Raw genomic sequence first — 17,168 nt, forward strand, 5'->3', positions numbered from 1 at the left:
GATGGGCGCGTGACGCAGACCAGCCTCTCCTTCCTCAAGGGCCACGGCACCGAGAACGACTTCGTGATCGTCCCGGACCCGGACAACGCCATCGAGCTGCCCGCGACGGCCGTCGCGAAGCTGTGCGACCGGCGGGCCGGCATCGGCGCGGACGGCGTCCTGCACGTCGTCCGGTCCGCCGCGCACCCCGAGGCGAGGGCCATGGCCGGCGAGGCCGAGTGGTTCATGGACTACCGCAACAGCGACGGCTCCATCGCCGAGATGTGCGGCAACGGCGTCCGCGTCTTCGCCCGCTACCTCCAGTACGCCGGCCACGTCGAGCCCGGCGACCTCGCCATCGCGACGCGGGGCGGCGTCAAGCGCGTGCACCTCGACAAGAGCGGCGATGTGACGGTCTCCATGGGCCGCGCCGAGTTCCCCGAGGGCGAGGTCACCGTGTCCGTCGGCGCCCGTTCGTGGCCCGCCCGGAACGTGAACATGGGGAACCCGCACGCGGTGGCGTTCGTTGACAGCCTGGACGATGCCGGAACCCTGTACGACCCGCCCCCGTACAGCCCGGCGTCCGCCTACCCGACGGGTGTCAACGTCGAGTTCGTCGTCGACCGCGGCCCCCGGCACGTCGCCATGCGCGTCCACGAGCGCGGCTCCGGCGAGACCCGCTCCTGCGGCACCGGCGCCTGCGCGGTCGCCGTGGCCGCCATCCGGCGCGACGGCGCGGACCCCGCCGTGACCGGCGAGCCCGTCACGTACACCGTGGACGTCCCCGGCGGCACCCTGGTCATCACCGAACACCCCGACGGCCGGATCGACATGACCGGACCGGCCGTCATCGTCGGCTCGGGCGCGTTCGATCCGTCCTGGCTCACCGAAACGGCCTTCGCCTGAAGCTTCCCTCTAATGGGTGATCCGTTTCACGCTGAGCGAGAGGTGGACTGCGCCACGTGGTGGGGTCGGTAGCATCAGGCACCGGCCCTGAGGGCTCACCCCATGCCCGCCACCGCCGGTCGAAGCCGCCGGAGGTGCCCATGAGTGCAGAGGCCACGAACCCCGAAGCACGTCCCGAAGCACGCCCCGAGCTCCGCAGACGTGGCCGGACCAGGCTTGATCTGCGCCGACTCGGGCGCGCGGCCCTGCTCGGGCCGACATCCCGCGACCGTCTCCCGGACGCGATCGGGCATGTCGCGGAGGCGCACCGCGCCCACCATCCGGACGCCGACCTCTCCATCCTGCGGCGCGCTTACGTGCTCGCGGAGTCCTCACACCGCGGCCAGATGCGAAAAAGTGGTGAGCCGTACATCACACATCCGCTCGCCGTCACCCTGATCCTCGCCGAACTCGGCGCCGAGACAACGACCCTGACGGCGTCTCTCCTCCACGACACCGTCGAGGACACCGAGGTGACCCTCGATCAGGTCCGCGAGGAGTTCGGCGACGAGGTCTGCTTCATCGTCGACGGCGTCACCAAGGTGGAGAAGATCGACTACGGCGCCGCCGCCGAGCCCGAGACCTTCCGCAAGATGCTCGTCGCCACCGGCAACGACGTCCGCGTGATGTCCATCAAGCTCGCCGACCGCCTCCACAACATGCGCACCCTCGGCGTGATGCGCCCCGACAAACAGGCGCGCATCGCCAAGGTCACCCGCGACGTCCTCATCCCGCTCGCCGAACGCCTGGGCGTCCAGGCCCTCAAAACCGAGCTGGAAGACCTCGTCTTCGCGATCCTGCACCCCGAGGAGTACGAGCACACGCGCGCGCTCATCGCCGCCCACGCCGGGGAGCGCGACCCACTGCCCGCCGTCGCGGACTCCGTACGCGCCGTCCTGCGGGACGCCGGCATCGCCGCCGAGGTCGTCGTACGCCCCCGGCACTTCGTCTCCGTGCACCGGATCGCCCTCCAACGGGGGGAGTTGCGCGGCTCGGACTTCGGCCGGCTGCTCATCCTGGTCGGCGAGAACGCCGACTGTTACGGGGTGCTGGGGGAACTGCACACCTGCTTCACCCCGGTGATCTCGGAGTTCAAGGACTTCATCGCCGTCCCGAAGTTCAACCTGTACCAGTCGCTGCACACCGCGGTCGCCACCCCCGGGGGCCATGTCGCCGAGGTCATCGTCCGGACCCGGCAGATGCACCGGGTCGCGGAGGCCGGGGTGGTCGCGCTCGGCAATCCGTACGCCACCGCCGCCGCTTCCGCCACCGCCACCGCCACCGCTTCCCCGGACGCCTGCGCGGACCCGTACGAGGAGCGCGTGGACCCGACCCGGCCCGGCTGGCTGTCGCGGCTGCTCGACTGGCAGCAGTCCTCGCCCGACCCCGACACCTTCTGGAGCGTGCTGCGCGCCGAGCTGGCCCAGGACCGCGAGATCACCGTGTTCCGGGCCGACGGGGGGACCCTGGGCCTGCCCGGCGGGGCCAGCTGTATCGACGCCGCCTACGCGCAGTACGGCGAGGCGGCCCACGGCTGTATCGGCGCCCGGGTCAACGGGCGGCTCACCTCCCTGGCCTCCCGGCTGTCCGACGGGGACACCGTGCAGCTGCTGCTCACCCACGACGCCTCCTCCGGGCCGGCCGCCGACTGGCTGGAGCACGCGCGGACCCCGGCCGCCCGGATCGCCATCAGCAGCTGGCTGGAGTCCCATCCGGACGGGGCCGCGGCCACCACCACGGCCGCGCGGGCTCCCCTGTCGGTGGTCGGGGCCCGGGGCGGCGGCGGCAACGCGGTCGCCGACCTGCCGGACGCCCCCGTCCGGCTGGCGGGCTGCTGCACCCCGGTGCCGCCGGACGCGGTCGAGGGATTCGTCGTACGGGGCGGGGCCGTCACCGTGCACCGGGTCCAGTGCGCGGCCGTGGCGCAGATGCGCTCGGTGGGGCGTACCTCGGTCGCCGTGCACTGGCGGGCCACCGCCGACTGCCGGGTCACGCTGCTCGCTGAATCGTTCGGGCGCCCGCATCTGCTGGCCGATCTGACCGAGGCGATCGCCCGCGAGGGGGTCGAGGTCGTCTCCGCGACGGTGGAACCGCCGGTCGAGCAGCGGGTCCGGCACACGTACACCCTCCAGCTCCCGGACGCGACGGGCCTGCCGGCGCTGATGCGGGCCATGCGCGATGTGCCGGGCGTCTACGACGTGCGCCGCGCGGAGCGGTAAGGCCCTTCCCCGGTGCATGTCGGGCCTGCGGCCCTGCCGGAGGATCCCGTTCGGGTGGACTCGTCGCGCGTCGTGTGCGGCCGCGTGGCGGGCGCTGGTAAGCGGTGGTGGATGCAGCTCACCTCCCCGCGCCTGCGCGGCGCCCTGCTCGCCGCGGCCTCCCTCACTCTTGTCGCCGCCGTGCTGCCCCCGCCGAAGCCCCTGGGCATCGGAGACCCGCTGTTCCCGGAGCTCGGGAACCCCGGGTACGACGTGCTCTCGTACGACATCTCCCTCGCCTACAAGGACAACCAGAGCCCGCTCGACGCCGTCACCGTCATCGACGCCCGCGCCCGGCAGCCGCTGGAGCGGATCAACCTGGACTTCACGCACGGGAAGGTCGCGTCGGCCGAGGTCAACGGGGAGCCGGCGCTGTTCGAGAGCGTGGGGGAGGACCTCGTCCTCACGCCCGCGCGGCCGGTGGTGGGCAACGTGCCGCTGCACATCGAGATCCGGCACACCAGCGATCCGCGGGGCCGGGCCGACGGCGGATGGGTGACCACCGCCGACGGCCTGGCCATGGCCAACCAGGCGGACGCCGCCCACCGGGTCTTCCCGTGCAACGACCACCCCGCCGACAAGGCGTACTTCACCTTCCGGATCACTGCCCCGATCGGGCTGACCGCCGTCGCCAACGGGTTGCCCGGCGCGCTGCCGGTCCGCCGGGCCGCCGGATCCACGACGTGGACGTACCGGACCGTGCACCCGATGGCCACCGAGCTGGCCCAGGTCTCGATCGGCGACTCGGCGGTGGTGCACGGCACGGGACCGCACGGGCTGCCGCTGCGCGATGTGGTGCCTTCCGCCGACCGGCAGAAGCTGGCGCCCTGGCTGAAGAAGACCGCAGGTCACATCGCATGGATGGAGAAGCGGGTCGGGCCCTACCCCTTCGAGAACTACGGGGTGCTGATCGCCCGGGCGAAGACCGGATTCGAGCTGGAGACGCAGACCCTCTCCCTCTTCGAACACGGCCTGTTCGTGGACGAGGGCTACCCGCAGTGGTACGTGGAAGCCGTCATGGTCCACGAACTCGCCCACCAGTGGTTCGGCAACAGCGTCACCCCGCGGGCCTGGTCCGACCTGTGGCTCAACGAGGGGCATGCCACCTGGTACGAGGCCCTGTACGCCGACGGGCTCGGCAAGTACTCCCTGGAGCGGCGCATGCGCGAGGCGTACCAGCGCTCCGACCAGTGGCGCGCGGCGGGCGGTCCGCCGGCCGCGCCCAAGCCCGCCGCCCCCGGGGAGAAGATCGGACTGTTCCGGCCGGCGGTCTACGACGGTGCCGCGCTGATCCTGTACGCGCTGCGGGAGGAAATCGGGGCCGAGGCCTTCGACCGGGTCGAGCGGCGCTGGGTGAGGGAGCACCGGGACGCGGTGGCGGGGACGGAGGACTTCGTACGCCTGGCCTCGCAGGAGGCGGGAAGGGACCTCGGGGCCTTCCTGAGGCCGTGGCTGTACGGGAAGACGACCCCGCCGATGCCGGGGCACCCGGAGTGGAGCGGGACGCGGAGCTCGTGAGGCGGGGCGGGGTGTGGAGCGGGGTGGACGGAAAGGTGTGGATCGGGTGGGCGGAAAGGGTGTGACCCGGAAAAGGGTGTGACCGTGAGGAACGGGCATGTCACCATCGACGGGGCCGTAAGGCCGTAAGGCCGTAAGGCCGTGCGGCGGGAGCCGTCGGGGGGAATCTCCGGGCGGTGTCACACGTTGGACGTGGCAGTACTAGGTCGCACGCCGCAGTAGCTTTGGCCTTGGCTCGGCTCTTGCTCGGGCTCCGCCCCTGCCACGGCCGGCGCGGACGCATTCGATATCGACGTAAGGATCCAATGACCTCCTCTTCTTCCCCTTCCCAGGACGCGCGGGACGCACGGGACGTGCCGGACTCGCAGAGCTACACCGAGAGCCTTCGGGCCGACGCCCTGATGGAAGAGGACGTCGCCTGGAGCCACGAGATCGACGGAGACCGGGACGGCGACCAGTTCGAGCGCTCCGAGCGCGCGGCACTGCGCCGTGTGGTCGGGCTCTCCACCGAGCTCGAAGACGTCACCGAGGTCGAGTACCGCCAGCTGCGCCTTGAGCGCGTGGTGCTCGTCGGTGTCTGGACCTCGGGCACGGTGCAGGACGCCGAGAACTCCCTCGCGGAGCTCGCGGCCCTCGCCGAGACGGCCGGCGCCCTCGTCCTCGACGGCGTGATCCAGCGCCGCGACAAGCCGGACCCGGCCACCTTCATCGGCTCCGGCAAGGCGCGCGAGCTGCGCGACATCGTGCTGGAGAGCGGCGCGGACACCGTCGTGTGCGACGGTGAGCTCAGCCCCGGCCAGCTCATCGCCCTCGAAGACGTCGTCAAGGTCAAGGTGGTCGACCGGACGGCCCTGATCCTCGACATCTTCGCCCAGCACGCCAAGTCCCGAGAGGGCAAGGCGCAGGTCGCGCTCGCGCAGATGCAGTACATGCTGCCGCGACTGCGCGGCTGGGGTCAGTCGCTGTCCCGTCAGATGGGTGGCGGCGGCGGTGGCGGCATGGCCACCCGAGGCCCCGGTGAGACCAAGATCGAGACCGACCGGCGCCGGATCCGCGAGAAGATGGCGAAGATGCGCCGGGAGATCGCGGACATGAAGACCGGCCGCGAGATCAAGCGGCAGGAACGGCGCCGCAACAAGGTGCCCTCGGTCGCCATCGCCGGCTACACCAACGCCGGAAAGTCCTCCCTGCTCAACCGCCTCACGGGGGCGGGCGTGCTGGTGGAGAACGCGCTGTTCGCCACCCTCGACCCGACGGTGCGCCGGGCCGAGACGCCGAGCGGCCGGATCTACACCCTGGCCGACACCGTCGGCTTCGTCCGGCACCTGCCCCACCACCTGGTCGAGGCGTTCCGCTCCACGATGGAGGAGGTCGGCGACTCCGACCTCATCCTGCACATCGTGGACGGCTCGCACCCGGCTCCGGAGGAGCAGCTGGCGGCGGTGCGCGAGGTCATCCGCGACGTCGGCGCGGTCAACGTGCCCGAGATCGTGGTGATCAACAAGGCGGACGCGGCGGACCCGCTGGTCCTGCAGCGGCTGCTGCGCATCGAGCGGCACTCCATCGCCGTCTCGGCGCGGACCGGCATGGGCATCACGGATCTGCTCGCGCTCATCGACACCGAGCTGCCGCGGCCCGAGGTCGAGGTGGAGGCCCTGGTGCCGTACACCCGCGGTTCGCTGATCGCCCGGGCACACGCCGAGGGCGAGGTCATCTCCGAGGAGCACACCCCGGAGGGCACCCTCCTCAAGGCGAGGGTCCACCAGGAACTGGCGGCGGACCTGGCTCCGTACGTACCGGCGAAGCGCTGACACCACTGATGGCCTGACGGCTGCAGCAGTGCTGAGGGCCCCCGCGCTGCGGGGGCCCTCAGTCGTCGGCGGACCTCGACGAGGTGCGCTTTCTCAGCTGCTTTCGGGCTACTTGAACTTGCCGCTGACGCCCTCGAAGAGCTTCTTGGCCTCAGGTCCCAGCTTGGGGCCGGCCAGCCAGCCCGCCCTGGCCGGTCCGATCGACGTGTTCGACACCAGCGCGGGCTTGCCGTCACTGCCCGCCGCGACCCAGCCGCCACCGGAGGAACCGCCGGTCATCGTGCAGCCGATGCGGTACATGACGGGATCGGCCGCGACCAGCGACAGCCGGCCCGGCTTGTCCGTGCACTGGTAGGCCTTCTGACCGTCGAACGGGGCCGCCGCCGGGTAGCCCGTCGCCGTCATGTTCGCGATCTTCGGCACCGCCGACGCGTTGAACTCCACGGGCAGCGCAGAACCGACCGTCTCCTCCAGGGACTTGCCCGAACCCTTCTCCGGGGTCACGTGCAGCATCGCGAAGTCGTACGGGGCACCCTTGCCGCCGGTCGGACCGCCGGTCGCGATCCACTGGTCCGAAGTCTGCGCCCAGTCGCTCCACCAGACGCCGTACGGAGCCACCTCCTCGCGGGCCGCGCCCTTGAGCGCGCTCGCCGACTTGCCGGCGTTGTTGTAGGAGGGGACGAAGGCGATGTTCCGGTACCAGCCACCGGACTTGCCCGCGTGCACGCAGTGGCCGGCCGTCCAGACCATGTTGGACTTGCCCGGGTGGGCGGGGTCCTTGACCACGGTCGCGGAGCAGACCATCGAGCCCTCGGGCCCGTCGAAGAAGACCTTGCCGGCCTCCGGAACGCTCTTGTGGTACGGCGCTCCGGCGGGCTTGGCCGACACCGGCACCGGGGTCGGGTCCGTGACGCCCTGGTCCTTGCCGGCGTCCGGGTCCACGGCAGGTCGCTGCGGTTCCTCGGCGCGACGCATCCGGTCCGGGTCCCACAGGTCCTCGATGATGGGGTTGACGTAGTCGCCCGCCTCGCGGAGCCAGTCGTCCTTGTTCCAGTTCTTCCACGCACCCCCCTTCCACTTCTCCAGGTCGATGCCGTGCTCCTTGAGCTTGTCCTTGAGCTGGTCCGGGATCTTGATCCCGTCGGCTCCGGACGGAAGGCTCGCCGCCACGGTCGGCTTGGCGTCGCCGCCGGCCTCCCCGTCGCCCGGGCCGCAGGCAGCGGCGGTCAGCGCGAGCGCGGCCGCGCACAGGACCGCGGTGACCGGTCGGTTCGGTCGCATGTCGTAAATCCCCCTGGTGGATCGAGGCGTTGATTGCAGTGGAGCGCAGCACCCCACTATGCCGCTGCCGTTGGGGACGGCACAGCCCGGGGCGGTGGTTCCTGCCGGACGCCACCGAGCGGTGGCGGTCTGAGCGGGGCGGTACGGGGCGGTGCGGGTGGTGCTGTGCCGCGCGGAGCGAGGGGGAGACGGGCAAGGATCTTGGGTCCACCCGTGATCCGCCGCCGTCACGGTCGTTGGTACGTACGGGGGACAGGACGGCAGCGTTCATGTTCGAGGCGCAATCCGGAAGAGAAGCCGGCAGCGAATCCGTGCGGGAGGTCCGACACTCGTGGCTTTGACCGAGCAGGCCGCGGCCGCGGCGACAGTCCCGACGCAGGGGAGCCGGGGATCCGGGGCGGCCGCGGAGGGCATCCTGCGCAGGCAGGCGCAACGGGAGTCCGCCGCCCGGACGTACGCGCGCTCCCTGCCGATCGTCCCGGTGCGGGCCCGGGGACTGACGATCGAGGGCGCCGACGGACGCCGCTACCTGGACTGCCTCTCGGGAGCGGGCACCCTCGCCCTCGGGCACAACCACCCCGTCGTGCTCGAAGCGATCCGGGGCGTGCTCGACTCGGGCGCCCCGCTGCACGTCCTTGACCTGGCGACCCCGGTCAAGGACGCCTTCACCACCGAGCTGTTCGCGAATCTCCCGCCCGGGCTCGCCGCCGACGCCCGCATCCAGTTCTGCGGGCCGGCCGGGACCGACGCAGTCGAGGCCGCGCTGAAGCTGGTGCGCACCGCCACCGGGCGCTCGGGGCTGCTGGCCTTCACCGGGGCGTACCACGGCATGACCGCCGGGGCGCTGGACGCCTCCGGCGGAGCTCCCGACGTACGGGTGACCCGGCTGCCGTATCCGCAGGACTACCGCTGCCCCTTCGGGGTCGGCGGCGCCCGGGGCGCGCTGCTCGCCGCGCGCTGGATGGAGAGCCTCCTGGACGACCCCAAGGGCGGCGTGCCCGCGCCCGCCGCGATGATCGTCGAGCCGGTGCAGGGCGAAGGCGGGGTCATCCCTTCCCCGGGCGCCTGGCTCCGCCGGATGCGGGAGATCACCGAGGCCCGGGGCATCCCGCTGATCGCGGACGAGGTGCAGACGGGCGTCGGCCGCACCGGAGCCTTCTGGGGCGTCGACCACGCCGGGGTGGTGCCGGACGTGATGGTGCTGTCCAAGGCGATCGGCGGAAGCCTGCCGCTGGCGGTGATCGTGTACCGGGCGGAGCTGGACGTATGGGCCCCCGGTGCCCACGCCGGTACGTTCCGCGGCAACCAACTGGCCATGGCGGCGGGCACCGCAACCCTGGCCTACGTCCGCCAGAACGGCCTCGCCGAGCGCGCGGCGGACCTGGGCGGCCGGATGCTCACGGCCCTGGGCGGGCTGACCGGGACCCACGCCTGCGTCGGGGACGTCCGGGGGCGGGGCCTGATGATCGGTGTCGAGCTGATCGACCCCGACACCGGCGACGCCGCCCCGGACCTCGCCGCCACCGTCCGCCAGGAGTGCCTGGACCGCGGCCTGATCGTCGAACTCGGCGGCCGCCACTCCAGCGTCGTCCGCCTGCTGCCCCCGCTGACCATGACGGACGAGCAGGCGACCGCCGTCCTCGACCGCCTGGCCGACGCCATCCCCGCAGCCGCCCGCCGACCCCTCTGATCCGCACCCCAAGGACCCGCCATGCCCGACTCCGTCCAGCCCACCCCACCCCCCTCGGACTCCCCGGGGCCCCGATTCCCGACCTCGCAGGCGGCGGTACCGAGTGCGGCCCCGCAGCCGGACCGAAGCGCCCCGCCCACCCGGCCCCCCCACTCCGCCCCGGCCCCGGACACGCCGACGCCCCCCGCGGTGGCGACCCCGCAATCCGGCCCGGCCCCGTTCCCGGCCCCGGACGCCGCAGGCGGGACGGCGGCCCTGCCGTGCGGCCTGACCCCCGTCCCGGCCTCGGGCACGCCGACGCCCCCCGCGGTGGCGACCCCACAATCCGGCCCGGCCCCGTTCCCGGCCCCGGACGCCGCAGGCGGGACGGCGGCCCTGCCGTGCGGCCTGACCCCCGTCCCGGCCTCGGGCACGCCGACGCCCCCCGCGGTGGCGACCCCACCGCCCGGCCCCGTTCCCCTCCCGGCCTCGGGCACGCCGGGCACGCCGCCGCCCGCCCCGGACGCAGCGGGCGTACGGCCCGGCTCCACCCACCCCCCGGCGGCGGCCGAATCGTTGCCCCAGCCGCCGTGGGGCGCGGCCCGGGCTGCGGGGGCGTTGCCCGCTTCCGAGGCGCCGTCCCCGCGGGCGGCCGCTCCGGGTGCGGGGGGTGCCGATTCGGGCTCCGCTTCCCGGGCCCACCTTCCGGCGGCGGCCGAATCGCTGCCTCAGCCGCCGTGGGGCGTGGCCCGGGCTGCGGGGGCGTTGCCCGCTTCCGAGGCGCCGTCCCCGCGGGCGGCCGCTCCGGGTGCGGAGGGTGCCGATTCGGGCTCCGCTTCCCCGGCCCGCCCCCCGGCGGCGGCCGAATCGTTGCCCCAGCCGCCGTGGCGGGCGGCCCGGGCTGCGGGGGCGTTGCCCGCTTTCGAGGAGCCGTCCCCGCAGGCGGGTACCGATTCGGGCTTCGCCGGACCGGCGGCGACCGGCTCGCAGTCCCAGCCGTCGGTGTCCGCGCCTCGCGCCCCGGGCGGCTCCGCGGCCCCCGCCGGGCAGGCGCACGCTCCACTGCCCGTGACTCCGGAGGACCGGCCCGCTCCCACGGCAGGCGACCCGGCGCCCCGGCCGGGGCTCGATCCAGCCCCGGCCCCGCTCAGCGTGCCGCGGCAGAAGGACGGCACGGCCAGACCCCGCGTGGGCGGGGCAGGGCACGTCGGGCCCGAACCGGCGGCGCTGCCCGACCTCCTGGACCACCCCGACCCGGCGGTCGCCGCCGAGGCCGCCACGGTGGAGAACCTGCTGCGGTGCTGGGTCCGCGAAAGCCGTCTCGGCCGGCCCGACGGGCCCGTCGGCACGCTCCTGCGCATCCCCCTTCCGGCGTCAGGCGTCGCACTGCTCACCGCCGTCCGGTACTGGTCTCCGGCCGGCTGGCACCGCTTCTCCCCGCCCCGACTCGAAGGCGCGCCCTCCGGCGCCCCCGCCCTGGACGCCGTCACCCTCGCCTCCTTGATCGCCCGTGAGGGCAACCCCGCCGGCCGCGGCGGCGCCGACCTCGTCGGCCGGGTCGCCGACTCGGTCCAGCGCACGGCCGAGTTCATCGCCGACCGGCGCCAACGCCCCACCCCGCCCGCCCCCGTAGCCGGGGACCTCTTCCTCACCTCCGAACAGTCGCTCCTCCTCGGCCATCCGCTGCACCCCACCCCGAAGAGCCGCGAAGGCCTCTCCGAAGCCGAGGTGCGCCGCTACTCACCCGAACTCCACGGCTCCTTCCCCCTCCACTGGCTCGCGGTCGCACCCACCGCCCTCGCCACTGACTCCGCGTGGACCGAACGCGGCCGCCCGGTCTCCGCCGCGCAGCTCCTCGGCCGGCTCGCCCCCGGCCTGCTGCTGCCCGACGGCACCACCCCCCTTCCCCTGCATCCCTGGCAGGCCCGCGATCTGCTCCAGCGCCCCGCCGTCGCCGCCCTCCAAGACGCGGGACTCCTGACCGACCTGGGCCCCCACGGAGAGCCCTGGCACCCCACCTCCTCGATCCGCACCGTCCACCGCCCCGGCGCCCCCGCGATGCTCAAGCTCTCCCTGGGCCTGCGCATCACCAACTCCCGCCGCGAGAACCTCCGCAAGGAACTCCACCGCGGCGTCGAGGTGCACCGGCTGCTCCGCACCGGCCTCGCCGAGCAGTGGCAGGCGGCCCACCCCGGCTTCGACATCGTCCGTGACCCCGCCTGGGTCGCCGTCGACGCCCCGGACGGCACCCCCGTCCAAGGACTGGACGTCCTGCTGCGCCACAACCCCTTCCGCTCCGACGACGACGCCCTCTGCCTCGCCGCACTCACCGCACCCCGCCCATGGCCCGGGCGGACCACGATGCGCTCCCGGCTCGCCGAGACCATCTCCCGTCTGGCCGCCGCCACCGGACGCACCACCTCGGCCGTCGCGGCGGAGTGGTTCCTGCGCTACCTCGACCATGTCGTCCTGCCGGTGCTCGCCTTCGACGCGCTCGCCGGCATCGCCCTCGAATCGCACCAGCAGAACACCCTGGTCGTCCTCGATCCCGCAGGCTGGCCCGTCGGCGGCCGCTACCGCGACAACCAGGGCTACTACTTCCGCGCCTCCCGCCGCGCGGAACTGGAGCGCCGGCTCCCCGGCATCGGCAGCGCCAGCGACACCTTCGTCCCCGACGCCGTCACCGACGAACGCTTCGCGTACTACCTCGGCATCAACAACGTGCTCGGCCTCATCGGGGCCTTCGGATCCCAACGGCTCGCCGACGAGCGCGTGCTCCTCGCCGCCTTCCGACGCTTCCTCGGCAAGGCCGCGGACCTCGGTCCGCTCCCCGCGCAGCTGCTCGACTCGCCCACCCTGCGATGCAAGGCGAATCTGCTCACCCGCCTGGGCGGCCTCGACGAGCTCGTGGGCCCCGTCGACACCCAGTCCGTCTACGTCACCATCTCCAACCCCCTTCACGATTGACGCCTGCACGATTGACGCGTCACCACCGATGCGGAGAAGAGCACCGATGCCCTCCACCGACGACACCGTCGAACTGCACGTCACCGCCGGACTGCTGCCCCTGCTCGCCGAGGCCGACCTCCTGGACTCCCCGGCGGCATGGGGCGCCGCCGCCACCCCGGCAGGCGCCTTTCGCCTCGAACCCGTACGGCTCGACCGCGACCTGGAACTCCTCACCCGGTGGATGAACGACCCCGAGGTCGCGGCCTACTGGGAACTCGACGGTCCCGCCGCCGTCACCGCCGACCACCTACGGCCACAGATGGACGGCGACGGCCGCAGTATCCCCTGCCTCGGCCTCCTCGACGGCACGCCGATGAGCTACTGGGAGATCTACCGGGCCGACCTCGACCCGCTCTCCCAGTACTACCCGGCGCGCCCCCACGACACGGGTATCCACCTGCTCATCGGAGACGGCGTGAACCGCGGCCGCGGCCTGGGCACCACACTGCTGCGCGCGGTCACCCACCTGATCTTCGACAACCGACCCCGCTGCACACGCGTCATCGCCGAACCGGACATCCGCAACACCCCCTCCGTATCAGCCTTCCTGAACTCCGGCTTCCGCTCGCCCGCTGAAATCGACGTTCCCGAGAAGCGGGCCGCCCTGATGATCCGGGAACGGGCGCTGCGCAATCTCCTCTGAGTGCCGCCCCGCAGTCCCGCACCTCCAGCCGGATCTCCCCCCTCCACGCCTCCACCCCTCCTTTGCCGCCTGCCGCGCGCTTCCCGCTTCACGCCTCTCCCTTCGAAAACTCTGCGTCGCGCAGCAAAGTTCCCGATCTCCGAGGAGTCCCGTGCCGAATTTCCCCGCAGCCCCCGACTCCACAGAGCCCCACGTGCCGCCGTCGCCCCAATACCCGTGCATCCCGCCCGAACTCAACCCCGTGACCTGGGACTTCGCGGGCCGCGCGCTCCTGGCCAAGATGCTCGGCGAATTCGCCTACGAGGAGATCGTCAGCCCCGTCCCGGCCCCGGCCGCCGCCGGCGACGCCTGGACCCTGACCCTCGACGACGGCAGCAGCCTCGGCTTCCGGGCCCGCCGCCGCTCGTACGGGAGCTGGCAGGTGACCCCCGACACCATCACGCTCACCCCGGCGCCCCCCTCCACCGCCACCGCCACCGCGATCGCCTTCGGGGACCCGTACGACTTCCTCATCCGCGCCCGCACCCTCCTCGGCCTCGACGGCGCGACCCTCGGCCACCTCGTCCGCGAGCTCAGCGCCACCCTCACCGCCGACGCCCGCATCGCCCACACCGCGCTCACCGCCGACGTCCTCGCCGACCTCGACTACGCCGACCTCGAAGGCCACCAGACCGGACACCCCTGGCTCGTGCTCAACAAGGGGCGCATCGGACTCTCCGCCGCCGACACCGCTGCCTGGGCGCCCGAGGCCCGCACCCGCCAGCGGCTGCCCTGGCTCGCCGCCCACACCTCACTCGCCGAGTACCGGGGCACGGCCGGCCTGGAAGATCCCGGACGCCTCTACTCCGCCGAGCTCGACCCCGTCACCCGCGCCGCCTTCGACCATGCCCTGCGCGACCGGGGCCTCGACCCCCGCGGCTACCTCTACCTTCCCGTCCACCCCTGGCAGTGGGACGAGGTGGTACTGCCCCTCTTCGCGCCGGCCCTCGCCTCCGGGGCGCTGGTCCCGCTGCCCGCCGATCCGGACGTACGCCTCCCTCAACAATCCATCCGTACCTTCCTCAACCTGACCCGCCCCGACCGGCACAGCGTGAAGCTGCCGCTCTCCGTCTTCAACACCATGGTCTGGCGCGGCCTGCCCTCGGACCTCGCCCTCGCCGCTCCCGCCGTCACCGCCTGGATCCACTCCCTCCGCGACGCCGACCCCTTCCTGCGCGACGAATGCGGGGTCATCCTGCTCGGCGAGGTCGCCTCCGTCACCGTCCGCCACCCCGTCTACGAGCAGCTCCCCGAGGTCCCCTACCAGTACAAGGAGCTCCTCGGAGCGATCTGGCGCGAGCCCCTGACCGGCCACCTCGCCCCCGGCGAGCGTGCCCGCACCCTCGCCTCCCTCCTCCACACCGATCCGCGCGGCCGCTCCTTCACCGCCGAACTCGTCGTCCGCTCCGGGCTCACCCCCACCGCCTGGCTCCAGCGGCTCTTCGCCGCCCTGCTGCCCCCGCTGCTCCGCTTCCTCTACCGCTACGGCACGGTCTTCTCCCCACACGGTGAGAACGCGATCGTGATCTTCGACGAGCGCGACGTCCCCATCAGGCTCGCGGTCAAGGACTTCGTCGACGACGTCAACATCAGCCGCGAGCCGCTGCCCGAGCACGCCTCCATGCCTGACGAGGTCCGAGCGGTCCTGCTCACAGAGCCGCCCGCCTTCCTCACCCAGTTCATCCACTCCGGACTCTTCATCGGCGTCTTCCGCTACCTCTCCGCCCTCTGCGAGGACCGGCTCGGCGTTCCGGAGACCGAGTTCTGGTCCCTCGTACGCGCCGAGATCCTCCGCCATCAGGCACGCTTCCCGGAGCTCAAGGAGCGCTACGAGATGTTCGACCTGCTCACCGAGCGGATCGACCGGCTCTGCCTCAACCGGAACCGGCTCCACAAGGACGGCTACCGCGACCGACCCGACCGCCCGCACGTCGTCACCCACGGCACCGTGCCCAACCCCCTGCATCAGCGGTGATCGCTCTCGGATGCGGCCGCTGTCGGTGCGGCCCCGTAGGGTTGGCAGTGCTATGACGAAGCCCTCCCTCCCCGACCTGCTGCACGCCGCCGTCTCCGCCGTCGGCGGCACGGAGCGGCCCGGCCAGGTGGCCATGGCCGAAGCCGTTGCCGAAGCGATCGACGACAACTCCCACCGGCTGATCCAGGCCGGCACCGGCACCGGCAAGTCCCTCGGCTACCTGGTGCCGGCACTCGCGCACGGCGAGCGCGTGGTCGTTGCCACCGCGACCCTGGCCCTGCAACGGCAGCTCGTCGAGCGCGACCTGCCCCGCACGGTCGAGGCGCTGCACCCGCAGCTGCGCCGCCGCCCGCAGTTCGCCATGCTCAAGGGCCGCTCCAATTACCTGTGCCTCCACCGCCTGCACGAGGGAGCTCCGCAGGACGAGGAGGAAGGCCTCTTCGACCAGTTCGAGGCGGCGGCCCCCACGAGCAAGCTCGGCCAGGACCTGCTGCGCCTGCGCGACTGGGCCGACGAGACGGAGACCGGCGACCGCGACGACCTGACCCCCGGCGTCTCCGACAAGGCCTGGGGACAGATCTCGGTCTCCTCCCGCGAGTGTTTGGGCGCGACGAAGTGCGCGTACGGGGCGGAGTGCTTCGCGGAGGCCGCCCGCGAGCGCGCCAAGCTGGCGGACGTCGTCGTCACCAACCACGCGCTGCTCGCCATCGACGCCATCGAGGGCGCCCCCGTGCTCCCGCAGCACGAGGTCCTGATCGTGGACGAGGCGCACGAGCTGGTCTCCCGGGTGACTGGTGTCGCCACCGGCGAGCTCACCCCGGGCCAGGTCAACCGCGCTGTCAAGCGCGCGGCGAAGCTCGTCGACGAGAAGACGGCGGACTCCCTGCAGACCGCCTCCGAGTCCTTCGAACGGGTCATGGAGCTGGCCCTCCCGGGCCGGCTGGAGGCGATCCCCGAGGACCTCGGCTACGCGCTCATGTCGCTGCGCGATGCCGCGCGCAATGTGATCTCGGCGATCGGCGCCACCCGTGACAAGTCAGTCCACGACGAGGACGCGGTCCGCAAGCAGGCCCTCGCCGCTGTGGAGAGCATCCACAGCGTGGCCGAGCGGATCACCAACGGCTCCGAGTACGACGTCGTCTGGTACGAGCGCCACGACCGCTTCGGTGCCACCCTCCGGGTCGCACCGCTGTCGGTGTCCGGGCTGCTCCGGGAGAAGCTGTTCGAGGACCGCTCGGTGGTCCTCACCTCCGCGACCCTGAAGCTGGGCGGCGACTTCAACGGGGTCGCGGCCTCGCTCGGCCTGTCTCCGGAGGGGGTGGAGGGCGAGGACGTACCGCTCTGGAGGGGCCTGGATGTCGGCTCCCCGTTCGACTACCCCAAGCAGGGCATCCTGTACGTCGCCAAGCACCTGGCCACGCCGGGCCGTGAGGGCACCCGCGGCGACATGATGGACGAGCTCGCCGAGCTGATCGAGGCGGCCGGCGGCCGCACCCTCGGACTCTTCTCCTCCATGCGCGGTGCCAAGGCGGCGGCCGAGGAACTGCGCGGCCGGCTCGACAACCCGATCCTGCTCCAGGGCGAGGAAACGCTGGGCGAGCTGATCAAGGCGTTCGCCGCGGACCCCAAGACCTGTCTGTTCGGAACGCTCTCGCTCTGGCAGGGCGTGGACGTGCCCGGGCCGAGCTGCCAGCTCGTGATCATGGACCGGATCCCGTTCCCGCGCCCCGACGACCCGCTGATGAGCGCCCGGCAGAAGTCGGTCGAGGAGCACGGCGGCAACGGCTTCATGGCCGTCGCGGCCACCCACGCGGCGTTGCTGCTGGCGCAGGGCGCGGGCAGACTCGTACGGGCCAGTGGCGACCGGGGTGTCGTCGCGGTGCTGGACCCCCGGCTGGCCACGGCCCGGTACGGGAGCTTCCTGCGCGCCACCCTGCCGGACTTCTGGTACACCACGGACCGCAACCAGGTGCGCCGCTCGCTGTCCGCCATCGACGCCGCCGCCCAGGCCGACGGGAAGTAGGGAGCCGCCGGCCCGCGT

The 17,168-nt window shown here is 72.8% G+C and carries 10 protein-coding genes; 9 read left to right on the forward strand and 1 reads right to left on the reverse strand.

Annotated features, from left to right (window positions below):
• Positions 1-9: 9 nt before the first annotated feature.
• From dapF to hflX, 4 genes are all read left to right on the forward strand, one after another.
• Complete coding sequence (gene dapF / locus MTF65_RS27795; RefSeq protein ID WP_243631723.1) at positions 10-885, forward strand: diaminopimelate epimerase; 876 nt, start codon at positions 10-12, stop codon at positions 883-885.
• Between the two features lie 140 nt (positions 886-1,025).
• Positions 1,026-3,143: a bifunctional (p)ppGpp synthetase/guanosine-3',5'-bis(diphosphate) 3'-pyrophosphohydrolase gene (locus MTF65_RS27800; protein WP_243631724.1), complete on the forward strand. Its 2,118-nt coding sequence runs from the start codon at positions 1,026-1,028 to the stop codon at positions 3,141-3,143.
• Between the two features lie 111 nt (positions 3,144-3,254).
• Complete coding sequence (locus tag MTF65_RS27805) at positions 3,255-4,700, forward strand: M1 family metallopeptidase (RefSeq protein WP_243631799.1); 1,446 nt, start codon at positions 3,255-3,257, stop codon at positions 4,698-4,700.
• A gap of 305 nt (positions 4,701-5,005) precedes the next feature.
• Positions 5,006-6,511, forward strand: coding sequence for a GTPase HflX (hflX, locus tag MTF65_RS27810; protein WP_243631725.1), 1,506 nt, complete (start codon positions 5,006-5,008; stop codon positions 6,509-6,511).
• Positions 6,512-6,619: 108 nt separating this feature from the next.
• Here the strand turns inward: hflX and MTF65_RS27815 are convergent, their stop codons facing one another.
• Positions 6,620-7,792, reverse strand: coding sequence for a serine protease (locus MTF65_RS27815; RefSeq protein WP_243631726.1), 1,173 nt, complete (start codon positions 7,790-7,792; stop codon positions 6,620-6,622).
• 331 nt (positions 7,793-8,123) lie between these two features.
• Between MTF65_RS27815 and MTF65_RS27820 the strand changes: the two genes are divergently transcribed.
• From MTF65_RS27820 to MTF65_RS27840, 5 genes are all read left to right on the forward strand, one after another.
• Complete coding sequence (locus MTF65_RS27820) at positions 8,124-9,482, forward strand: diaminobutyrate--2-oxoglutarate transaminase family protein (protein ID WP_374207313.1); 1,359 nt, start codon at positions 8,124-8,126, stop codon at positions 9,480-9,482.
• Between the two features lie 1,041 nt (positions 9,483-10,523).
• A complete protein-coding gene (locus MTF65_RS27825; protein ID WP_279399624.1) occupies positions 10,524-12,428 on the forward strand; it encodes an IucA/IucC family protein in 1,905 nt (634 codons plus the stop codon).
• 46 nt (positions 12,429-12,474) lie between these two features.
• Entirely contained in the window at positions 12,475-13,113 is a 639-nt protein-coding gene (locus MTF65_RS27830; RefSeq protein WP_243631728.1) for a GNAT family N-acetyltransferase, read from the forward strand.
• A 151-nt stretch (positions 13,114-13,264) separates the two neighbouring features.
• On the forward strand, positions 13,265-15,127 hold the full coding sequence (locus tag MTF65_RS27835) for an IucA/IucC family siderophore biosynthesis protein (RefSeq protein WP_243631729.1): 1,863 nt from the start codon (positions 13,265-13,267) through the stop codon (positions 15,125-15,127).
• A gap of 52 nt (positions 15,128-15,179) precedes the next feature.
• Positions 15,180-17,150: an ATP-dependent DNA helicase gene (locus MTF65_RS27840; protein WP_243631730.1), complete on the forward strand. Its 1,971-nt coding sequence runs from the start codon at positions 15,180-15,182 to the stop codon at positions 17,148-17,150.
• Positions 17,151-17,168: the final 18 nt, after the last annotated feature.

Origin of the sequence: Streptomyces sp. APSN-46.1 (genome assembly GCF_022815725.1) — a bacterium.
GTDB lineage: Bacteria > Actinomycetota > Actinomycetes > Streptomycetales > Streptomycetaceae > Streptomyces.